Genomic DNA, 19,129 nt, shown 5'->3' on the forward strand with positions numbered 1-19,129 from the left:
AATGTCAACTAATAAATCCACATCATTGTTTGAAAGTAAGCAGGTAAAAGAAGCTCTAGTGCAGTCTTTTGTCAAGCTGAATCCAAAAATGATGATCAAAAATCCGGTAATGTTTACCGTAGAAATTGGAACTGCGATCATGTTTGCGGTTTGTATTTCCATATTAATGGGAGCAACAGATCAAGGCAGTTTTATCTATAATTTAATTGTGTTTTTGATTTTACTGGCAACGCTTTTATTTGCCAATTTCGCCGAAGCAATTGCCGAAGCCAGAGGAAAAGCACAAGCCGACAGTTTAAGAAAAACACGTGAAGAAACTCCTGCAAAGCTTGTAAAAAGTGAAAAGTCAAATGTAAAAGGTCAGCTAGATACATTTCACATTTTACATATTTCATCTTCACAACTAAAAAAAGACGATATTTTCGTTTGCGAAGCCGGCGATTTAATTGCTGCCGATGGTGAAATTATCGAAGGGTTAGCCACTATCGACGAAAGCGCCATTACCGGAGAAAGTGCTCCTGTGATTCGCGAAGCCGGCGGTGATAAATCGTCTGTAACCGGAGGAACAAAAGTACTGTCTGATAAAATTAAAGTAAAAGTAACATCTGAACCTGGCGAAAGCTTTTTAGATAAAATGATTGCTTTAGTTGAAGGTGCGAGTCGCCAGAAAACACCAAACGAAATCGCCTTAACCATTTTATTAGCCGCATTTACGTTAATCTTCGTGATTGTGTGCGTTACGCTAAAACCGTTTGCCGACTATGCCAACGCACCCATCACGATTGCGGCTTTCATTGCTCTGTTTGTATGTTTAATTCCAACCACAATTGGAGGGCTTCTTTCTGCGATTGGTATTGCGGGAATGGACAGAGCGTTACGCGCCAACGTAATTACAAAATCTGGTAAAGCCGTTGAAACTGCGGGAGATATTGATGTATTGCTTTTGGATAAAACCGGAACTATTACCATTGGAAACAGAAAAGCAACCAATTTTTATCCAACAAAAGGAATTTCTTTTGATGATTTTGTAAAATCAGCTGTTTTGAGCTCGCTTGCAGATGATACCCCAGAAGGAAAAAGTATATTGGAATTAAGCGAGATGATCGATGTAAAAAATGAGGTTAAAGCAAGCTTTTTGCAAACTACTTCTGATATTTCACACACCATCAAATTTACTGCCGAAACCAGAACTTCTGGAGTCGTATTAAAAGACGGAACCAATATTAGAAAAGGAGCGCAAGACGCTGCAAAAAACATTGCACAACAAGCCGGAAATTCTTTTCCTGAAGATACTGCCCAACAAGTTATTACCATTTCGTCTAACGGAGGAACTCCATTAGTAGTAATCAAAAACAATGAAGTTCAAGGTGTTATCGAACTTCAGGATATTATCAAAACCGGAATGAAAGAACGTTTTGAGCGCTTACGCAGAATGGGAATCAAAACGGTTATGGTTACCGGAGATAATCCATTGACAGCTAAATTTATTGCCGAAGCTGCCGGTGTTGATGATTTTATTGCAGAGGCTAAACCTGAGGATAAAATGAACTACATCAGAAAAGAACAAGCCGAAGGAAGATTAGTTGCCATGATGGGTGACGGAACAAACGATGCTCCTGCCCTAGCGCAAGCCAATGTGGGAGTTGCCATGAACAGCGGAACACAAGCCGCAAAAGAAGCTGGAAACATGGTCGATCTTGACAATGATCCAACGAAACTAATCGAGATTGTTGAAATTGGAAAACAGCTTTTAATGACTCGAGGCACTTTAACTACTTTTTCTATTGCAAATGACGTTGCGAAATATTTTGCTATTGTTCCTGCTCTTTTTATTACTGCGATTCCTGCGCTTCAAGGTTTGAATATTATGCATTTGCACAGTCCTGAAAGTGCGATTTTATCGGCTGTAATTTTCAATGCGATTATCATTCCGATATTGATTCCGCTTGCGCTGAAAGGTGTTGATTACAGACCAATTGGAGCAAGTGCTATTTTGAAAAGAAATCTTTTGATTTATGGACTTGGCGGATTGATCGTTCCTTTCATTGGAATTAAAGTAATTGATTTAGTTGTTGCACTTTTTATGTAAAAATTAAACCCGACAGGTTTTAAAAACCTATCGGGTTTACAAAACTCAAATTAAAAACACAGACTTTAGATTATTAAGCTTTCAAGAAAAAAACTTAGAACCTTAGCAACTTAGTCCCTTAGAATCTCAAAAAAATGAAAACAATATTTTCACTCTTAAAACTTACCGTACTTACTTTGATTTTGTTTGCGGTTATCTATCCTTTAGCGATTTACGGAATCGCACAAATTGCTCCAAACCAAGGAAAAGGAGAAACGATTTTGGTTAACGGAAAAGTGGTTGGTTACCAAAAAATTGGTCAGAAATTCGACAAATCGAATTATTTCTGGGGAAGACCTTCGGCTGTAGATTATAATGCGGCTGGAAGTGCCGGAAGCAACAAAGGTCCAAGCAATGCCGAATATCTTGCTTTGGTTCAAAAAAGAATTGATACGCTTTTATTGGTTCACCCCTATTTGAAAAAATCTGAAATTCCATCAGATATGGTTACGGCTTCAGGAAGTGGTTTAGATCCGAATGTTTCTCCGCAAGGTGCTTTAATTCAGGTTAAGCGAATTGCCAAAGAAAGAAAATTAGCTGAAGCAAAAGTAAAAGCTTTGGTGGAATCTAAAATTAATACGGCTGTTGTTGGTCCTGAAACGGTTAATGTTTTGGAATTGAATGTAGCGCTGGATGAGATTCGTTAAGCTCTAAGATGCTAAGGTTCTAAGGTTCTGAGATTCTAAGTTTTTTATCCTAACAGGTTTTAAAAACCTGTTAGGTATTATAAACTCGTTATTACGAATTCTAATTCTTTTCTATACGTATTCTTGTCATTTCGACGAAGGAGAAATCTTCGCAAGAAACTCGACAAAGATTGGCGATTCACTTTACGGAGCTACTTACGGAGATTTCTCCTTCGTCGAAATGACAAACTAAGCGATAAAAACTAAACTTAAAATTAAATACCTACAAGGTTTTAAAAACCTTGCAGGAAGATGAAAATGCCTTTTTACCCCAAATGCCCTAGCCCCGATAGTCCCGAAGCTTCGGGAGCGGGATTAGCTCCTAAAAAATCTAATAAATAATAGAATACCACAAAAATGAAAAAAATAATACTTACTGCTTTAATCGCTTTTGGTTTTAGCAATTTACACGCACAAGAAGAAACAAAAAGTCCGTTTACATTTTCAGGATATGTAGACGCTTATTATAGTTATGATTTTGGAAAACCCGAAAATCATACTCGACCAAACTTTTTTTATAGTTATAATAAAAGCAACGAGGTAAATCTGAATTTGGGTATGGCGAAAGTTAATTATTCTAAAGAAAATATTCGGGGTAATTTTGCCTTGATGGCAGGAACTTATGCCGAATATAATATGGCGGCCGAACAAGGTTTGTTGAAAAATGTTTACGAAGCAAATGTTGGAGTAAAGATTTCGAAAAACCATAATTTATGGATTGACGCGGGAATTATGCCTTCGCATATTGGTTTTGAAAGCGCCATTGGAAAAGACTGTCAGACTTTAACTAGAAGTATTTTGGCTGAGAATTCTCCTTATTATGAAACGGGAGTAAAAATTGGCTATACATCTGAATCAGGAAAATGGTATTTGGCAGGAATGTATTTGAATGGCTGGCAACGAATTGAGAAAGTAGAAGGTAATCAAACGCCGGCTTTTGGAACTCAGGTTACGTACAAACCATCTGATAAAGTGGCTTTGAACTGGAGTACGTATGTGGGGAATGAACAGCCAGATATTGACAAAAAATGGCGCTATTTTAATAATTTCTACGGACAATTTAAAGTAACAGAAAAAACAAACGTAACGGCTGGTTTTGATGTAGGATCTCAGCAATCGGCTAAAAACAGCAACAAATATGATACTTGGTTTTCGCCAGTTTTAATTCTGCAATACAAACCAACAGAGAAAATTCAGCTTGCAGCAAGAGGTGAATATTATAGTGATGAAAAGGGTGTAATTATCGCAACTGAAACGCCAAACGGTTTTAAAACTTACGGATTTTCAGCTAACTTTGATTACTTAGTAACTGATAATGTTATGTTTAGAATTGAAGCCAGAAATCTTTCAAGCAAAGATGAAATCTTCACAAATAAAGACAATCTTCCAACGGATACGAATACGTTTGTAACGACTTCATTGGCGATTTCATTTTAGCTTTAGGCTATAGGCTTTAAGCAGTAAGCTTTTTAAAAGTTATACTGCCTAAAGCCTAAAGATTATTGCTTAAAGCATATTTTTATGGAAAACGAAAATAATAACGCACAGCACTTTCTCGATTTGATTCAGAAATCACGAAAGGGAAAGTTTAAAATCTACATTGGGATGAGCGCCGGTGTGGGCAAAACTTTTCGTATGCTGCAGGAAGCGCATTCGTTATTGAAAAACGGAATCGATGTAAAAATTGGCTACATCGAAACGCACATGCGAAAGGAAACGCATGAATTATTGGCGGGTTTGCCTGTGATTCCACGACGGACGATTTTTTATAAAGGAAAAGAATTAGAAGAACTCGATGTTCAGGCGATTATAAACCTTCGCCCAGAAGTGGTAATTGTTGATGAATTGGCGCACACAAATGTTGAAGGAAGCAAAAACGAAAAGCGTTGGCAAGACGTATTGGAGATTCTTGAAGCTGGGATCAATGTCATTTCGGCTGTTAATATTCAGCATATTGAAAGTTTAAATGAAGATGTAAAACGTATCACAAACATTGATGTTCAGGAACGCATTCCAGATAATGTTTTGCGGTTGGCAGATGAAGTCGTGAATATCGATTTAACATCTGAAGATTTGATTGCGCGTTTGAAAGAAGGAAAAATTTATACTCCGGATAAAATTCAGACGGCTTTAACGAACTTTTTTAAATCGGAACAAATTCTTCAACTTCGAGAACTGGCTTTGAAAGAAGTAGCGAGTCAAGTCGTTCGAAAAGTTGAGAATGAAGTTCCGAATCTTCATGCTTTGCGACATGAAAAATTACTGGCGTGCATTAGCAGTAATGATAAAACAGCCAAAATTGTGATTCGAAAAGCAGCACGATTGGCAAGTTATTACAACGGATCATGGTATGTTTTGTACGTAGAAACACCGCAGGAAAGCAGTACAAAAATTGCTTTAGACAAACAACGTCATTTAATAAATAACTTTAAACTCGCCGTACAATTAGGCGCAGAAGTTATTAAATTAGAACATAAAAATATTGCCGATGCGATTTTGATTACTGCAGAAGAAAAACAAATTACAACTGTATGTATTGGAAAACCGCATTTGAATTTATTTAAAGTAATTTTGTCTACAACAATTTTCAGGCGTTTGCTAAACAAACTGTCTTTATCAAATGTTGATCTTGTTATATTATCGTGAAATGTTTGATGTAAAATGTGAGATGATCTTTGGGAAATACATTTTACATCTCACAGCCAACATTTTACAAAAATTAAAATTATGAGAATTAAAACCAAATTAAATCTGGGCGTTGGATTGTTGTTTCTAATGATTATTATACTTTCGTTAGTGAGCGGCTATTCGGTATTTTTAATAAAAGCAGACACAGAGAATATTCTGAAAGCGAATTATAATACGCTGGAATATTCGCGAAATATGATTTTGTCTTTGGATGAAATTAAAACCAATCCTGATAATGAAATTCAAACTTTTAAAAAATATCTGGAAAAGCAAACGCAAAATGTAACTGAACCTGGAGAAAAGGAAGCAACCGAAAATCTGGAAAAAAGTTTTTCGCTTTTAGAAAAAAATGGTACTGATGAAACTTTAAAAACGCAAATCAGAAAAGACATTTTTGCGATCATGAAACTCAATCTCGATGCTATAAAACAGAAAAGTGATATTGCCAAACTCACAGCCGAAAATGCTAATTTATGGATTGCCATTGTTGGAAGTTTATGCTTTTTAATCGCTTTTAATCTACTCGTTAATTTACCTAATAATATTGCAAACCCAATAAAGGAATTAACGCTGAGTATTAAAGAAATAGCCAATAAAAATTATTCAGAACGGGTACATTTTACAAGTCATAGCGAATTTGGTGATCTTGCAAAGTCGTTTAATACGATGGCGCAAAAACTTCAGGAATATAATGACAGTAATTTGTATAAATTATTCTTCGAAAAGAAACGACTGGAAACTTTAATCAATAATATGCACGACCCTATTATTGGGTTGGACAATGAAGGAATTGTTTTGTTTGCCAATGATGAAGCGCTAAAAATTATTGGTTTAAAATTGGAAGATGTTGTTGGAAAATTAGCTTCAAATTTGGCTTTATCGAATGATTTGATTCGGTCTTTGATTTTAAAGGAAGAGGCTGACTCTCCTAAAAAACAACCGCTTAAAATTTACGCTCACGGAAAAGAAAGTTATTTTGAAAAAGAGATTCTGAATATTACTATAATTCCAACTGGTGAAGAAAAAGAAATTAATATCGGTGATGTAATTATTTTGAGAAACATTACACTTTTTAAAGAATTGGATTTTGCCAAAACCAATTTTATTGCGACCGTTTCACACGAATTAAAAACGCCGATTGCTTCTATAAAATTAAGTCTTCAATTGCTTGAAAATGCTAAAACGGGCGACATGAACGACGACCAAAAACAATTGGTTGAAAGTATAAAAGATGACAGTCAAAGACTATTGAAAATTACAGGCGAATTACTTAATTTATCGCAATTGGAAACTGGAAATATTCAACTAAATATTGAAAAAAGTAATCCGCATGAAATTGTAAATTATGCTGTTGAAGCCGTAAAAGTTCAGGCCGATCAAAAACAGATTAAATTGGTTATTGACGCTGATGAAAATCTTGAAGACGTAAAAGCCGACAGCGAAAAAACAGGCTGGGTTTTGATTAATTATTTATCAAATGCGATTCGGTATTCTTCTGAAAAAAGTACTATTTTCATTAAATTAAAAAGAGAAAACAATCAAATCGTTTTTCAGGTTATCGACACTGGAAAAGGAATTGACACACGATACAAAGACAAAGTTTTTGATAAATATTTTCAGGTTCCGGGAAGTCAAAAATCCGGAACAGGATTAGGTTTGGCAATCAGCAAAGAATTTATTGAAGCGCAAAATGGGAATGTTGGGGTCGAGAGTAATTTAGGATTGGGAAGTACGTTTTGGTTTTCGTTGAAGGTTTAAAAAGATTCGAACCATTTTCTAGAACTGATGACACTTAAAAAAAGATAATATTTAGCCAATCTTAACCCAACTACCCTATTTAAAACTAACAAATTAATATTCCCTTAAGGTTCAATTAAGCCCAAAATACCTGCATTGAACATTCGTTATTATTGCAAAATATAACGACAAAAACAATGTTCCTCAAAACGATTTCCCTTGTATTCCTGCTCGGATTATTTTCTGCAAATGCACAGCAAAATGATTCAATTGTAAAAATTGACAGTACTTCAAATCATTTAAAATTTAATTACAAACAATTAATTATTCCAAGTGCATTAATTGGCTATGGTGTTATTGGAATTGGAAATGATCAACTCCTAAGTTTTAATCATCAAATTAAGAATGAAGTTACTGAAGACATTGACGAGAAAATTACTATTGACGATTTCTCTCAATACGCACCCGCAGCATCTGTTTATGCTTTGAATGCTTTTGGAGTAAAAGGTAAAAACAATCTACGAGATCGTTCTGTAATATTTGTGACTTCTTATGTTATAATGGCTTCAACGGTTTTAGGTTTAAAATCGATTGTGCATGAAGAACGTCCAGACGGAAGTTCGAACAATTCTTTTCCTTCAGGACATACTGCGACTGCTTTTGCCGGAGCCGAGTTTTTATGGCAGGAATACAAAGATAAATCGATTTGGTACGGAATTGCCGGATATGCCGTTGCAACCGGAACTGGATTATTTAGAATTTACAATAACCGCCACTGGTTAACCGATGTCGCTGCAGGAGCTGGAATTGGAATTTTGAGCACCAAATTAGCGTATTGGATGAATCCTTATATTACCAAAAAATTATTCAAATCTTCTTCTGAAAGTAAGTCAACTTCTATGGTAATGCCTTTTTATAATGGGCAGCAATATGGATTGGGTTTTGTGAAAGTTTTTTAGCGTTTTTAGCCACAGATTAAAAAGATTAAAAAGATTTTTTGAATAATGTTGTCTAGATTTTTCCGTCACGAATCAACGAATTACTTTAAATCAAAATTCATAAATTCGTGGCGGAAAAAAATAATCCTTCAAATCTGTGCAATCTGTGGCAAAAAGCCTTTTAAGTGTTCGAAGTATTATTCTTAATCTCCATCACTTCTCTTTTTACTTCAAGAAGCAGTTCTTTCATCGTTTCAGTTTCAGATAAGGTTTGTTTTTTATCAGATCGGCCGATGTTGCATTCGTACTCCCAAATCTCTAAAATATCAGAAGCTTTCACTTCATAATTTGGATAAAAACTATTATCAGATTCCAAAACTAAAGAATTCTTTTTGTTTTTATTGAGACGTTTGTAGACCATACCTTCATTTTTGGTAATCAAGATATAGGTCTTACCATCCATCACCTCTCCTAACCTTTCCACATAACGTCCGATAATGATAGAACCATCTTCGTGTGGCGGCATCGAATCACCTTCTACAGGAAATCCGCGGTGTTTACCAGGCCCTAAAAAAGGAAGTGAAACCTGCTGTAAACTTTCGATATACTCAGGATCAGCATATCCGTTGAGGTAACCGGCTTTTGCTTTTTGAGATACAATTTCGATATAATTCTCCCCAAAACTATCTACCTGTATGGGTAAAATAAGTCGATTGCCTTCTAGTTTTATTAAATTTTCTACGTTTATTTTACGTATATCGACAGACAATAACAAATCGATACTCATATGAAAATATAAAGCGATTTGCTTTAAAATGTCATACGGCGCTTCGGAAGTTCCATCTTCGTATTTAACGTATCTACCTCTTGTAATTCTTAGGTTTTGGGCTAATTTTTCTTGTGATATTTTATGCTTAACCCTTAATGCTCTGATATTGTCTGAAAATAAGGACATAACTAATTTGTTATAATTTGGAACAGCAAATATACAAAAAATTGTTATCATCTGTGTTAATTTTGTTTCATACAAAAACAAGAAAATGGCAAGGGCAATTGTACACATGGATTTGGATACTTTTTTTGTATCCTGTGAACGACTAACCAACTCAGAATTAAGAGACAAACCTCTTATTATTGGTGGAGGTGATCGTGGCGTTGTAGCCTCTTGTTCTTATGAAGCCCGCAAATTTGGGGTGCGTTCTGCAATGCCTATTCAAATGGCGCTAAAACTTTGTCCAGATGCAAAAGTTATGAAAGGCGACATGGAATTGTATTCACAATTATCGCACGATGTTACTCAAATTCTTCAGGAAAAAGCACCCGTTTTAGAAAAAGCTAGTATCGATGAATTTTATCTGGATATTACTGGAATGGATAAATTTCACGGAAGCTATAAATGGACAGATGAATTGGCAAAATCTGTAATAAAAGAAACTGGTCTGCCAATTAGTTTTTCGCTATCTATTAATAAAACTGTTTCTAAAATTGCAACTGGCGAAGGCAAACCTGTAGGGAATCTCGAAATTCCTGAGCAAGGAGTTCAGGCTTTTTTAAATCCGTTATCGATTCAAAAAATCCCGATGGTTGGAAATGTCACGTTCCAGCTTTTGTCCCGAATTGGTGTTCGTAAAATTCAGACTCTAGCAGAAATGCCTCCTGAGGTTTTACAGCAGATGATTGGAAAAAATGGTTTGGACATCTGGAAAAAGGCCAACGGAATCGACCATACGCCTGTAGAACCTTACAGTGAAAGAAAATCAATTTCTACTGAACATACTTTTGCTCAGGATACAATCGATATTGCCAAACTAAAAAGAGTGCTTTTAGGAATGGTCGAAAAACTGGCTTTTCAGCTTCGGTCTGAACAATGGTTAACCTCAACAGTTACGGTTAAAATACGTTATGCCAATTTTGATACAGAAACCAAACAATGCAGAGTAGCTTATACATCAGCAGATCACGTTTTGACCAAAAATGTAATGGAACTTTTTGAGAAATTGTATCAGCGTCGTATGCGTTTACGTTTGATTGGTGTTCGCTTTAGCGGATTAGTTCGCGGTACCTATCAAATTGATCTTTTTGAAGATACTCAGGAAATGCTTTCACTTTATGCCGCCATGGATAAAATGAAAAACCGTTATGGTTTTGATGCGGTAATGCGCTGTGCCGGAGCTTCTTTTAAACCCAATAACAAAGACGAAATTTTAAAACGCAGCAAATAATGTATCTCAATTGTCATTCATATCATTCATTACGTTACGGCACGATTCCTCTTGATAAACTTATCGAGGAGGCCGTTTCTTATGGTGTTAAAGCAATGGCACTTACTGATATTAATACAGTAACGGGAATTTATGATTTTATAAAAGCATGTACTGAAAAAAAGATTAAACCATTGGTTGGAATGGAGTTTCGATGCAGTCATGAGTTTCGATATATCGGTTTGGCTCAAAATGCTGAAGGTTTGGCTGAAATGAATCGGTTTTTAACGAATCATAATTTTAGCGGAGAAAAACTGCCATTAAATGCACCCGAATTCAAATCGGTTTTTGTAATTTATACTTTAGAAAATGCTCCGAAAGTTCTTCGTGAAAATGAATTTATCGGCATTCGTCCCGAAGAAGTTTCAAGACTTTTCTCATCAGAACATAAAGATAAAATTTCTAAAATGGTTGTACTGCAATCGGTAACTTTTAGAAATAAAAAAGAATTTAATCTGCATAAAATTCTGCGTGCAATTGATACGAATATTATCTTATCAAAATTAACAGAAGCTGATTATTGCAGAACTTCTGAAAAAATGCTGCCTGTAGAATCGCTGTTACCTTTTTATGAAAAGTATCATGAAATTATAATTAACACAGAGAAAATTATTAATTCCTGCAATTTTGAATATGATTTTTCTACTCCAAAAAACAAAAAATTCTTTACTACAAGTCGTCAGGAAGATTTAAAAATGCTTACCGACTTGGCTATGAAAGGATTAAAAAGACGTTATGGAAACGAGAATCTAGAAGCAAAAAAGCGTATAGAAAAGGAACTAAAAGTGATCGATGAATTAGAATTCAGCGGTTATTTTTTAATTACTTGGGATATTGTACGCTACAGCAATAGTCAGGGTTTTATGCATATTGGCCGAGGCAGCGGTGCCAATAGTATTATAGCCTATTGTTTAGGCATTACAGATATTTGCCCATTAGAATTGGATTTGTATTTTGAGCGATTTTTAAATTTAAATCGTAAAAGTCCGCCCGATTTTGACATCGATTGGAGCTGGAAAGAGCGTAATATAATTTTAGAATATATTTTTGATAAATATGGCCGCGATCATGTTGCTTTTTGCGGTACCAATGTAGAATTCAAACACCGTTCTATTTTCAGGGAAGTCGGGAAAGTTTTTGGTCTTCCAAAAGAAGAATTAGATATGCTGGCCAAAAATCCAATGGCATTGCAAGAAACTAATTCTATTGTACAGCTGGTTCAGTATTATAGTCTTATGATGAATAAATACCCCAATCAGCGCAGTATGCATGCCTGCGGTATTATTATTTCTGAAGAACCAATCACCAATTATACGCCGTTGGAAATGCCTCCAAAAGGTTTCCCTATTGTACTTTTTGACATGCATATTGCCGAAGAAATTGGTTTCGAAAAATTCGATATTCTAAGTCAGCGCGGCATTGGGCATATCGATGACAGCGTAAAACTAATCGAAAAAAACCGAGGCATAAAAGTAGATATTCGTGACACTTCTATATCTAAAGATGAAGCTGTATGCAATGTTCATTTGGCACAAGGAAAAACCATTGGCTGTTTCTATATCGAAAGTCCCGCAATGCGTGGATTATTGCGCCGTTTAAATTGCGATAATTACAGGATTCTTGTAGCAGCTTCTTCAATTATTCGTCCCGGCGTTGCACAATCTGGAATGATGAAAGAATATATTTTTCGTCATAATAATCCAGATCAATTTCAATATTTTCATGAGGTTTTCAAAGAACATCTTGGCGAAACCTATGGTATTATGGTCTATCAGGAAGATGTGATCAAAATTGCCCAGCATTACGGAGGCGTTCCTGCTGCAGACGGTGATATTCTGCGTCGCGCCATGTCTGGAAAAGGACGTTCTGTAGAGGCTTTGCAAAAAGTAAAAGATAATTTCTTTGCTTCCTGTGCCCAAAAAGGACATCCTGAAGGGCTTAGTCAGGAAATTTACCGCCAGATTGAGTCTTTTGCAGGATTTTCATTTTGTAAAGCGCACTCTGCTTCGTATGCGGTAGAAAGTTACCAAAGTTTATATCTCAAGATCAATTATCCTGTAGAGTTTATGACAGCGGTTATTAATAATCAAGGCGGATTTTACAGAACAGAAGTTTATGTACACGAAGCACGTATGTCTGGAGCAACAATACTTAATCCGTGTGTGAATAAAAGTGAATATCAAACTACGGTTTATGGAAATGATATTTATCTAGGTTTTATGCATCTGCAGGGTTTAGAATCGAAAATAGCAAATTTGATCGAATCGGATCGGGAGAAAAATGGTGAATTTATTTCTTTGGAGGATTTTATCAACCGAATTCCAATTGGTATTGAAAGTATTAAAATTTTGATTTTTATAGATGCTTTTCGTTTTACGGGAAAAACCAAGAATCAGCTTCTCGTTATTGCAAGTTTACTTTTAAATAATTTTAAACCAGAAAACAGAAGTTTGATGCTTTTACAAGAACCCGTTAAAGAATATAAGCTTCCAACTTTAGATCGTTCTGTTTTTGAAGATGCTTTTGATGAAATCGAGCTTTTGAGTTTTCCTGTATCCTGTCCCGTTTTTGATTTATTACAAACCAAATACCGCGGCGATGTTATGGCAAAAGATCTTGTCTCGCATCATAAAAAACAGGTTCGAATGCTGGCTTATTTAATTGCCCGAAAACAGGTTCCTACCAAAAAAGGAAATATGTATTTTGGAACTTGGATTGATCATGAAGGCTCTTATTTTGACACGGCGCATTTTCCTGATAGTCTGGCGCAGCATCCTTTTCAAGGCGGAGGCTGTTATTTGCTTTTAGGAAATGTAGAAGTCGATTATCACTTTCCAACCATAACGATCCTCAAAATGGCCAAGATGCCTTTTATCCCCGATCCTCGTTATATGGATGCAAAAGATCAGTTTAAAACACAGCGATTAATTAAGGAGGATGTTAGTCCTACGCATCGCGAACCTTATCCGCAGGGACATGAAATTAATCTGCCGAGACATCGAATGAAATTTTAGCATTAAAATAACAAATGAAGAAATAGATTTTACGTTATATAAAGATGAGAAATACGGAATATGCCATAGTCGATATTGAAACCACAGGCGGGAATGCCAGTGGCAGCCGCATTACAGAAATTGCCATTATTATTCATGATGGTAAAAATGTAATCGACCGTTATGAAACGCTTGTAAACCCCGAAAAAGAAATACCACTTTCTATTTTTGGTTTAACAGGGATTAATAACGAAATGGTGGCCAATGCACCTATTTTTGATGATATTTCGGAGAAAGTACTTGAAATGCTTACCGATCGTATTTTCGTCGCGCATAACGTCAACTTCGATTATTCATTTGTTCGTCATCAATTGGAACAAGCTGGTTTTAAATGGACTGCCAGAAAATTGTGCACCGTTCGCGCAGCACGAAAAATTAAACCAGGATTGGGATCGTATAGTTTAGGGAATCTGTGTAACTCCTTAAATATCTGTTTAGAAAACAGGCACCGCGCCGGCGGAGATGCAGATGCTACTGCTATATTGTTTTCTTTATTATTGGAATGGGATGATGCTGGCGAGATCAACAAAATGATCAAAAAAACATCTGAAGACCAGCGTTTGCCACCAAATTTACCTCCAGAAGATTTTAGTAATTTACCCGAAAAGCCAGGAGTTTATTATTTTTACAATCAGCAGAAAAAGGTGATTTATGTTGGAAAAGCAATCAACTTAAAAAAACGCGTCGCTTCTCATTTTAGCGGACATAAGATTAATTCGCAAAGGCAGCATTTTCTGCGTGATATTCACGGAATTTCATTTGAAGTCTGTGCAACCGAATTAATGGCTTTGTTATTAGAATGTACCGAAATCAAGAAACTCTGGCCAACTTACAATAGAGCATTAAAGCGCTTTGAGGCGAAATTTGGAATTTACCAGTATGAAGCAAGAAACGGATATAAATATTTAGCCGTTGGAAAACTAACCAAATTTCAGACTTGTATTCATGAATTTAATAGTTTGTATAACGCTATAAATTTACTGAGAGAGCTGTCTGAACAATTTGAAATTGATCAAAGATTCTGCAAATATTCCAGACCTGAAGATGGAGAGCTTTTTCATCATAATGATATGAAAAGCCTGCCTGATGCCTTGCTTCATAATCAGCAAGTGGATAATGCAATTGATTTTCTGTTAAACAACCGTCCCACTTTTGCCATTATTGACAAAGGAAGAACCAAAGACGAACGCAGCTGTATTTGGATTGAAAATGGTCATTTTTATGGTATGGGACATATTCCGACAGATGTTTCGATTACAGATCCATCAGAAGTAAAAAACTATGTTACGCCCTATAAAAGCAATCAATACATTGTGCATTTGATTTTTGCTTACGCAGAAAAATATCCAGGTAAAGTATTCTTTAAGAAACAGTTCCTTAACCAAGAATAGAATTAAATGCTTAATTATCAGTAAATTTAATATTACAACTAATTAAATGTACCATGAAAATAGCAACCTATAATGTAAACGGAGTTAACGGACGCTTAAATGTATTACTGCGCTGGCTTGAAGAAGCTGCTCCAGATATTGTCTGCCTTCAGGAATTAAAAGCACCACAGGATAAATTTCCGCTTAAAGCGATAAATGATGCGGGTTACAATGCTATTTGGCATGGACAAAAACAATGGAACGGCGTGGCAATTCTTGCCCGTAACATGAAGATTGAAGAAATAACCCGTATTCTTCCAGGTGATGAAGAAGATATCCAAAGTCGTTATGTCGAAGCTTTAATTAACGGAATTGTAATTGCCTGTCTTTATCTCCCAAACGGAAACCCTGCGCCGGGACCAAAACTTGAATATAAACTGAAATGGTTTGATCGTTTGGCTGAGCGTGCAGAAACCTTATTGAAGTTAAAAATTCCAGTAATACTCGTTGGCGATTATAATGTTATGCCAACAGAATTGGATGTTTATAAACCTGAAAAATGGGTAAAAGATGCGCTTTTCCTGCCTGAAGTCAGAAAAGCTTTTGCAACTATTGTTTCGCAGGGATGGACAGATGCTATTCGGAAATTATATCCTGATGAGAAGATTTATACTTTTTGGGATTATTTTAGAAATGCTTATGAACGTGATGCAGGATTGAGAATTGATCATTTTTTACTGAGTCCGCAAATTGCAAAAGAATTGCGCTCTGGCGGTGTTGACCGTCATGTGCGAGGCTGGGAAAAAACAAGCGATCATGCTCCTGTGTGGATTGAAATTGATAAAAAATGAATGCAACAATGACATTATTTAACGACACCGAATTATTTACTCCAGGTTTGGCAGGAAAAAAAGTATTTGACATTCCTGATTCTGAATTGATTTTGATCGATAATTTTTTTACCAAAGAAGAATCTGATCGCTTTTATGAAAGACTGCTCCGTAAAACCAAATGGAGAGAATATGAAATGGAAATTTACGATAAAATCTACACCGTTCCCAGAATGATTGCCTGGTATGAAGACAAGGATAATCCAGGAGCAGATCCAAAAGGTCCCGACTGGAATTACGAATTATTGACTATTAGAGGCCGCGTAGAGAAAGAAACACAGCTTGATTTTAATACCGTTCTGCTTAATTTATACCGAGATGGAAATGACGGTGTGGGCTGGCATAGCGACAAAGAACACAATACTGGACCAAACCCGATTATTGCATCGGTTACTTTTGGTGAAACTAGAATGTTCAGGCTTCGTCATAAATTCAACAAAGACATTCCGCAGGTTGAAATTCCGCTGCATCATGGCTCTTTTTTATTGATGGCCGGAACAACAAATAGCTTTTGGCAGCACCAAGTTCCGAAAACGGCTCGGGATGTTTTACCAAGAATAAATTTAACATTTAGGCAAACCCGCCGAAATGTGTAAGTTATTAGTAACTAAAAATGAGCCAGTTTTTTGGCTCAATAACGAAGAGGAAAATTCTGTCGAAAAAAGTTAAATTACTGATTGTATGAACGTTTTATTAGGCAGACCCTATCTTTTTTAGTATTTTTGCAACCTTTTTTTAAATACAATACCGTAATGGCATATTCAAACAATGATTTAGCGCGCTTCTTAGATGCGCAAAACAAACTTTATCTTACCGCTCTTTCTGAAATCAGTAAAGGGAAAAAAGAAACACACTGGATGTGGTTTATTTTTCCCCAAATTAAAGGTTTAGGAAAAAGCGATACTGCAATTCTTTACGCCATTAATGATTTAAAAGAAGCATCTGATTATTTAGAACATCCAATTCTAGGAAAACATTTAATCGAGATTTCAGAGCTTTTATTAACCTTCAAAAGAAAATCTGCAGACGGAATTTTTGGCGATTTAGACGCTCGAAAATTACGTTCTTGCATGACTTTGTTTTCTTTAGTAGAAAATACAAATCCGATATTTAACGAAATTCTGGATGCTTTTTTCTCTGGAGAATGCGACCCACTGACTTTGTCTATTATTAATTCAACTATAAAATCATCTACTGAGCCTTCTATTGTATAATTTACAATACTCATAGATTTTTTACATTTTAAAGACACTACAATTGCGTAGTGTCTTTTTTATTTTAAAGCCAAAAAATATCAAGAAGTAAAGTTTTATATTTGATAGCCTTTTAAGTTTTATCTTGCATTATCCTAAAATTCAATATCATGAACGAGAAAATTAAAACTTTACAAGTTATTCATCTTGCTATTTGTGCCGGAACAGTTCTTGCTTATTACTTTTTAGGAGAGCTTTCAATTGAAAAATTAGACATTCCAACAATAGATTCAACATCTCTAGTTTATGTATCTATACCTGTCCTCGCTTTCGTTTTTAGCAGTTTTTTATTCAAATCACAATTAAAACAAATCGATCCAAAATTCAAAGCGGAAGAAAAAATGCGAATTTATCAAGCAGCATCTATTATGCGATGGGCAGTTTTAGAAGGCGCAGCTTTTTTAATATTACTTTTAAAACCAGATTTTGTATTATTCGGAATACTTATTATTATATATCTAATTTTCCTGAGACCAACAGAAGAAAGAATTAACAACGATCTATCAGATTCTTAAATAGAATTTACTCAAAAAAGAACGCCTTGTGAAGTACACAAGGCGTTCTTTTTTATATTGGATTTTACAACTTGAACTAACTATTCTTTCGGCTTTGTTAAATAATAAACTGGAATACCCGTCAGCATAATTAAAACTCCCCAGCCGCAGGTAGAGAATTTTGTGATTAGCAAAGAGATACAAATTGCTGTTGCTGTAATAATATACAACATTGGCAAAAACGGATATCCAAAAGCTTTGTAAGGTCTTTCGACATCTGGCATTTTTTTGCGTAAAATGAAGATTCCGTAGATTGTTAAAATGTAAAAAATCAAAACAATGATGATTACAAAATCTAGTAAATCACCATATTTACCTGTCAAACATAAAGCCGAAGCCCAAACACACTGCGCCCAAAGTGCCCAAGCTGGAACACTAGAACTATTTAAAATAGCCGCTTTTTTAAAGAACAATCCATCGTTTGCCATTGTGTAATAAACCCTTGCTCCTGCCATAATTAATCCGTTGTTACAGGCAAAAGTCGAAATCATAATCATGATTGCAATAATCAGTGTTCCAATGTTCCCGAAAATATATTGTGATGCTACAACCGCTACACGATCAGATTTTGCTGTTGCAATTTCGTCTAACGGAATCACTGCCAAATACATAATATTTGTTAAAACATAAATAATCGTTACAATAAAAGTTCCTAAAAACAAACTGAAACCCACATTACGTTTAGGATTTTTAATTTCACCAGCAATAAAAGTTACACCGTTCCAGGCATCGCTGGAAAATAAAGATCCAACCATTGCTGCAGAAATTCCAGTTATTAAAGCTGATCCTCCAATTGGAAGCCATGATCCAGTTTCTTTGTCAAATGCACGAGTATTCCATCCATCTGCCCAGTTTGCATCCCAAACAGAAGCTTTTGCTGCAAGCGTTAATCCAAAAACTATTAATCCGAGCAATGATAAAATCTTAATAATCGTTAAAACCGTTTGCAGAATTTTTCCGTTTTTGACGCCTCGGCTATTGATGTAAGTCAATAAAACAATTGTAAAAATAGAAACTAACTGCGCCGCATTAAGTTTAAAAGAACCTAACTCATAAAGAATATTTTCATCACTAAAGGGCTCATACAAATAAGCAGCAAATTTCGAAAAAGCTACTCCCACCGCTGCAATTGTTCCAGTTTGAATCACAGCAAAAAAACTCCAGCCGTACAAAAAGGCAATTAATTTATTATAAGCTTCTTTTAAGTATACATATTGGCCTCCCGCTTTTGGGAACATTGCACTTAATTCACCATAACTTACGGCGGCAATAATGGTAATCAATCCAGAGATCAGCCAAATTAAAGTCAGCCATCCAGCAGATCCTACTTGTCTGGCGATATCGGCGCTAACAATAAATATCCCAGATCCGATCATAGAACCCACAACAAGCATGGTTCCGTCTAATAATCCGAGTTCTCTTTTAAAATGTTCTTGGTCGTTTTCTTGCATTTTTATTGGTTTAGGGTTGGTTAAAGATATACTTTTTTTAGAAATTTTAGATTTTAGAAAATAAATCGCAAATACGTTTTGCATTCTAAAAGAAAAATAAAATTACAACAAAATATTTTT

Annotated in this window: 15 protein-coding genes; 13 read left to right on the plus strand and 2 right to left on the minus strand. The window is 35.5% G+C overall.

Features of this window, described 5'->3' with window-relative positions; genetic code table 11:
* The first annotated feature begins 1 nt into the window (after position 1).
* The 6 genes from kdpB to ASE40_RS10990 all read left to right on the plus strand — a co-directional run bounded on the left by kdpB (position 2) and on the right by ASE40_RS10990 (position 8,198).
* Complete coding sequence (gene kdpB, locus ASE40_RS10965) at positions 2-2,089, plus strand: potassium-transporting ATPase subunit KdpB (protein WP_057117027.1); 2,088 nt, start codon at positions 2-4, stop codon at positions 2,087-2,089.
* Between the two features lie 134 nt (positions 2,090-2,223).
* A complete protein-coding gene (locus tag ASE40_RS10970) occupies positions 2,224-2,775 on the plus strand; it encodes a K(+)-transporting ATPase subunit C (RefSeq protein ID WP_057117028.1) in 552 nt (183 codons plus the stop codon).
* Between the two features lie 396 nt (positions 2,776-3,171).
* A complete protein-coding gene (locus tag ASE40_RS10975) occupies positions 3,172-4,251 on the plus strand; it encodes a porin (RefSeq protein ID WP_057117029.1) in 1,080 nt (359 codons plus the stop codon).
* 84 nt (positions 4,252-4,335) lie between these two features.
* Complete coding sequence (locus ASE40_RS10980) at positions 4,336-5,460, plus strand: universal stress protein (RefSeq protein ID WP_057117030.1); 1,125 nt, start codon at positions 4,336-4,338, stop codon at positions 5,458-5,460.
* Positions 5,461-5,541: 81 nt separating this feature from the next.
* Positions 5,542-7,260 carry a sensor histidine kinase gene (locus ASE40_RS10985; protein WP_057117031.1) on the plus strand — a complete coding sequence of 573 codons (1,719 nt, stop codon included), beginning with the start codon at positions 5,542-5,544 and terminating at the stop codon, positions 7,258-7,260.
* A gap of 176 nt (positions 7,261-7,436) precedes the next feature.
* Positions 7,437-8,198, plus strand: coding sequence for a phosphatase PAP2 family protein (locus ASE40_RS10990; protein WP_057117032.1), 762 nt, complete (start codon positions 7,437-7,439; stop codon positions 8,196-8,198).
* A 160-nt stretch (positions 8,199-8,358) separates the two neighbouring features.
* Here the strand turns inward: ASE40_RS10990 and ASE40_RS10995 are convergent, their stop codons facing one another.
* Positions 8,359-9,132 carry an XRE family transcriptional regulator gene (locus ASE40_RS10995; protein WP_057117651.1) on the minus strand — a complete coding sequence of 258 codons (774 nt, stop codon included), beginning with the start codon at positions 9,130-9,132 and terminating at the stop codon, positions 8,359-8,361.
* Positions 9,133-9,217: 85 nt separating this feature from the next.
* Between ASE40_RS10995 and dinB the strand changes: the two genes are divergently transcribed.
* From dinB to ASE40_RS11030, 7 genes are all read left to right on the plus strand, one after another.
* Positions 9,218-10,399, plus strand: coding sequence for a DNA polymerase IV (gene dinB, locus ASE40_RS11000; RefSeq protein ID WP_057117033.1), 1,182 nt, complete (start codon positions 9,218-9,220; stop codon positions 10,397-10,399).
* Positions 10,399-13,452, plus strand: a complete 3,054-nt coding sequence (locus ASE40_RS11005) for a DNA polymerase III subunit alpha (protein WP_057117034.1) — start codon at positions 10,399-10,401, stop codon at positions 13,450-13,452. The genes dinB and ASE40_RS11005 overlap by 1 nt, the downstream gene beginning before the upstream one ends.
* 44 nt (positions 13,453-13,496) lie before the next feature.
* Positions 13,497-14,882, plus strand: coding sequence for an exonuclease domain-containing protein (locus ASE40_RS11010; protein WP_057117035.1), 1,386 nt, complete (start codon positions 13,497-13,499; stop codon positions 14,880-14,882).
* A gap of 53 nt (positions 14,883-14,935) precedes the next feature.
* Positions 14,936-15,712: an exodeoxyribonuclease III gene (gene xth, locus ASE40_RS11015; protein WP_057117036.1), complete on the plus strand. Its 777-nt coding sequence runs from the start codon at positions 14,936-14,938 to the stop codon at positions 15,710-15,712.
* An 8-nt stretch (positions 15,713-15,720) separates the two neighbouring features.
* Positions 15,721-16,347 (plus strand): alpha-ketoglutarate-dependent dioxygenase AlkB family protein, encoded by a 627-nt coding sequence (locus ASE40_RS11020; RefSeq protein ID WP_057117652.1) that lies wholly within the window; start codon positions 15,721-15,723, stop codon positions 16,345-16,347.
* A gap of 156 nt (positions 16,348-16,503) precedes the next feature.
* On the plus strand, positions 16,504-16,965 hold the full coding sequence (locus ASE40_RS11025) for a DUF1810 domain-containing protein (RefSeq protein WP_057117037.1): 462 nt from the start codon (positions 16,504-16,506) through the stop codon (positions 16,963-16,965).
* Positions 16,966-17,114: 149 nt separating this feature from the next.
* Positions 17,115-17,519 (plus strand): hypothetical protein, encoded by a 405-nt coding sequence (locus ASE40_RS11030; RefSeq protein ID WP_057117038.1) that lies wholly within the window; start codon positions 17,115-17,117, stop codon positions 17,517-17,519.
* 80 nt (positions 17,520-17,599) lie between these two features.
* Here the strand turns inward: ASE40_RS11030 and ASE40_RS11035 are convergent, their stop codons facing one another.
* On the minus strand, positions 17,600-19,009 hold the full coding sequence (locus ASE40_RS11035; RefSeq protein ID WP_057117653.1) for an APC family permease: 1,410 nt from the start codon (positions 19,007-19,009) through the stop codon (positions 17,600-17,602).
* Between the last annotated feature and the right edge of the window lie 120 nt (positions 19,010-19,129).

This window comes from Flavobacterium sp. Root935 (assembly GCF_001429295.1).
In the GTDB taxonomy this organism is placed as follows: domain Bacteria; phylum Bacteroidota; class Bacteroidia; order Flavobacteriales; family Flavobacteriaceae; genus Flavobacterium.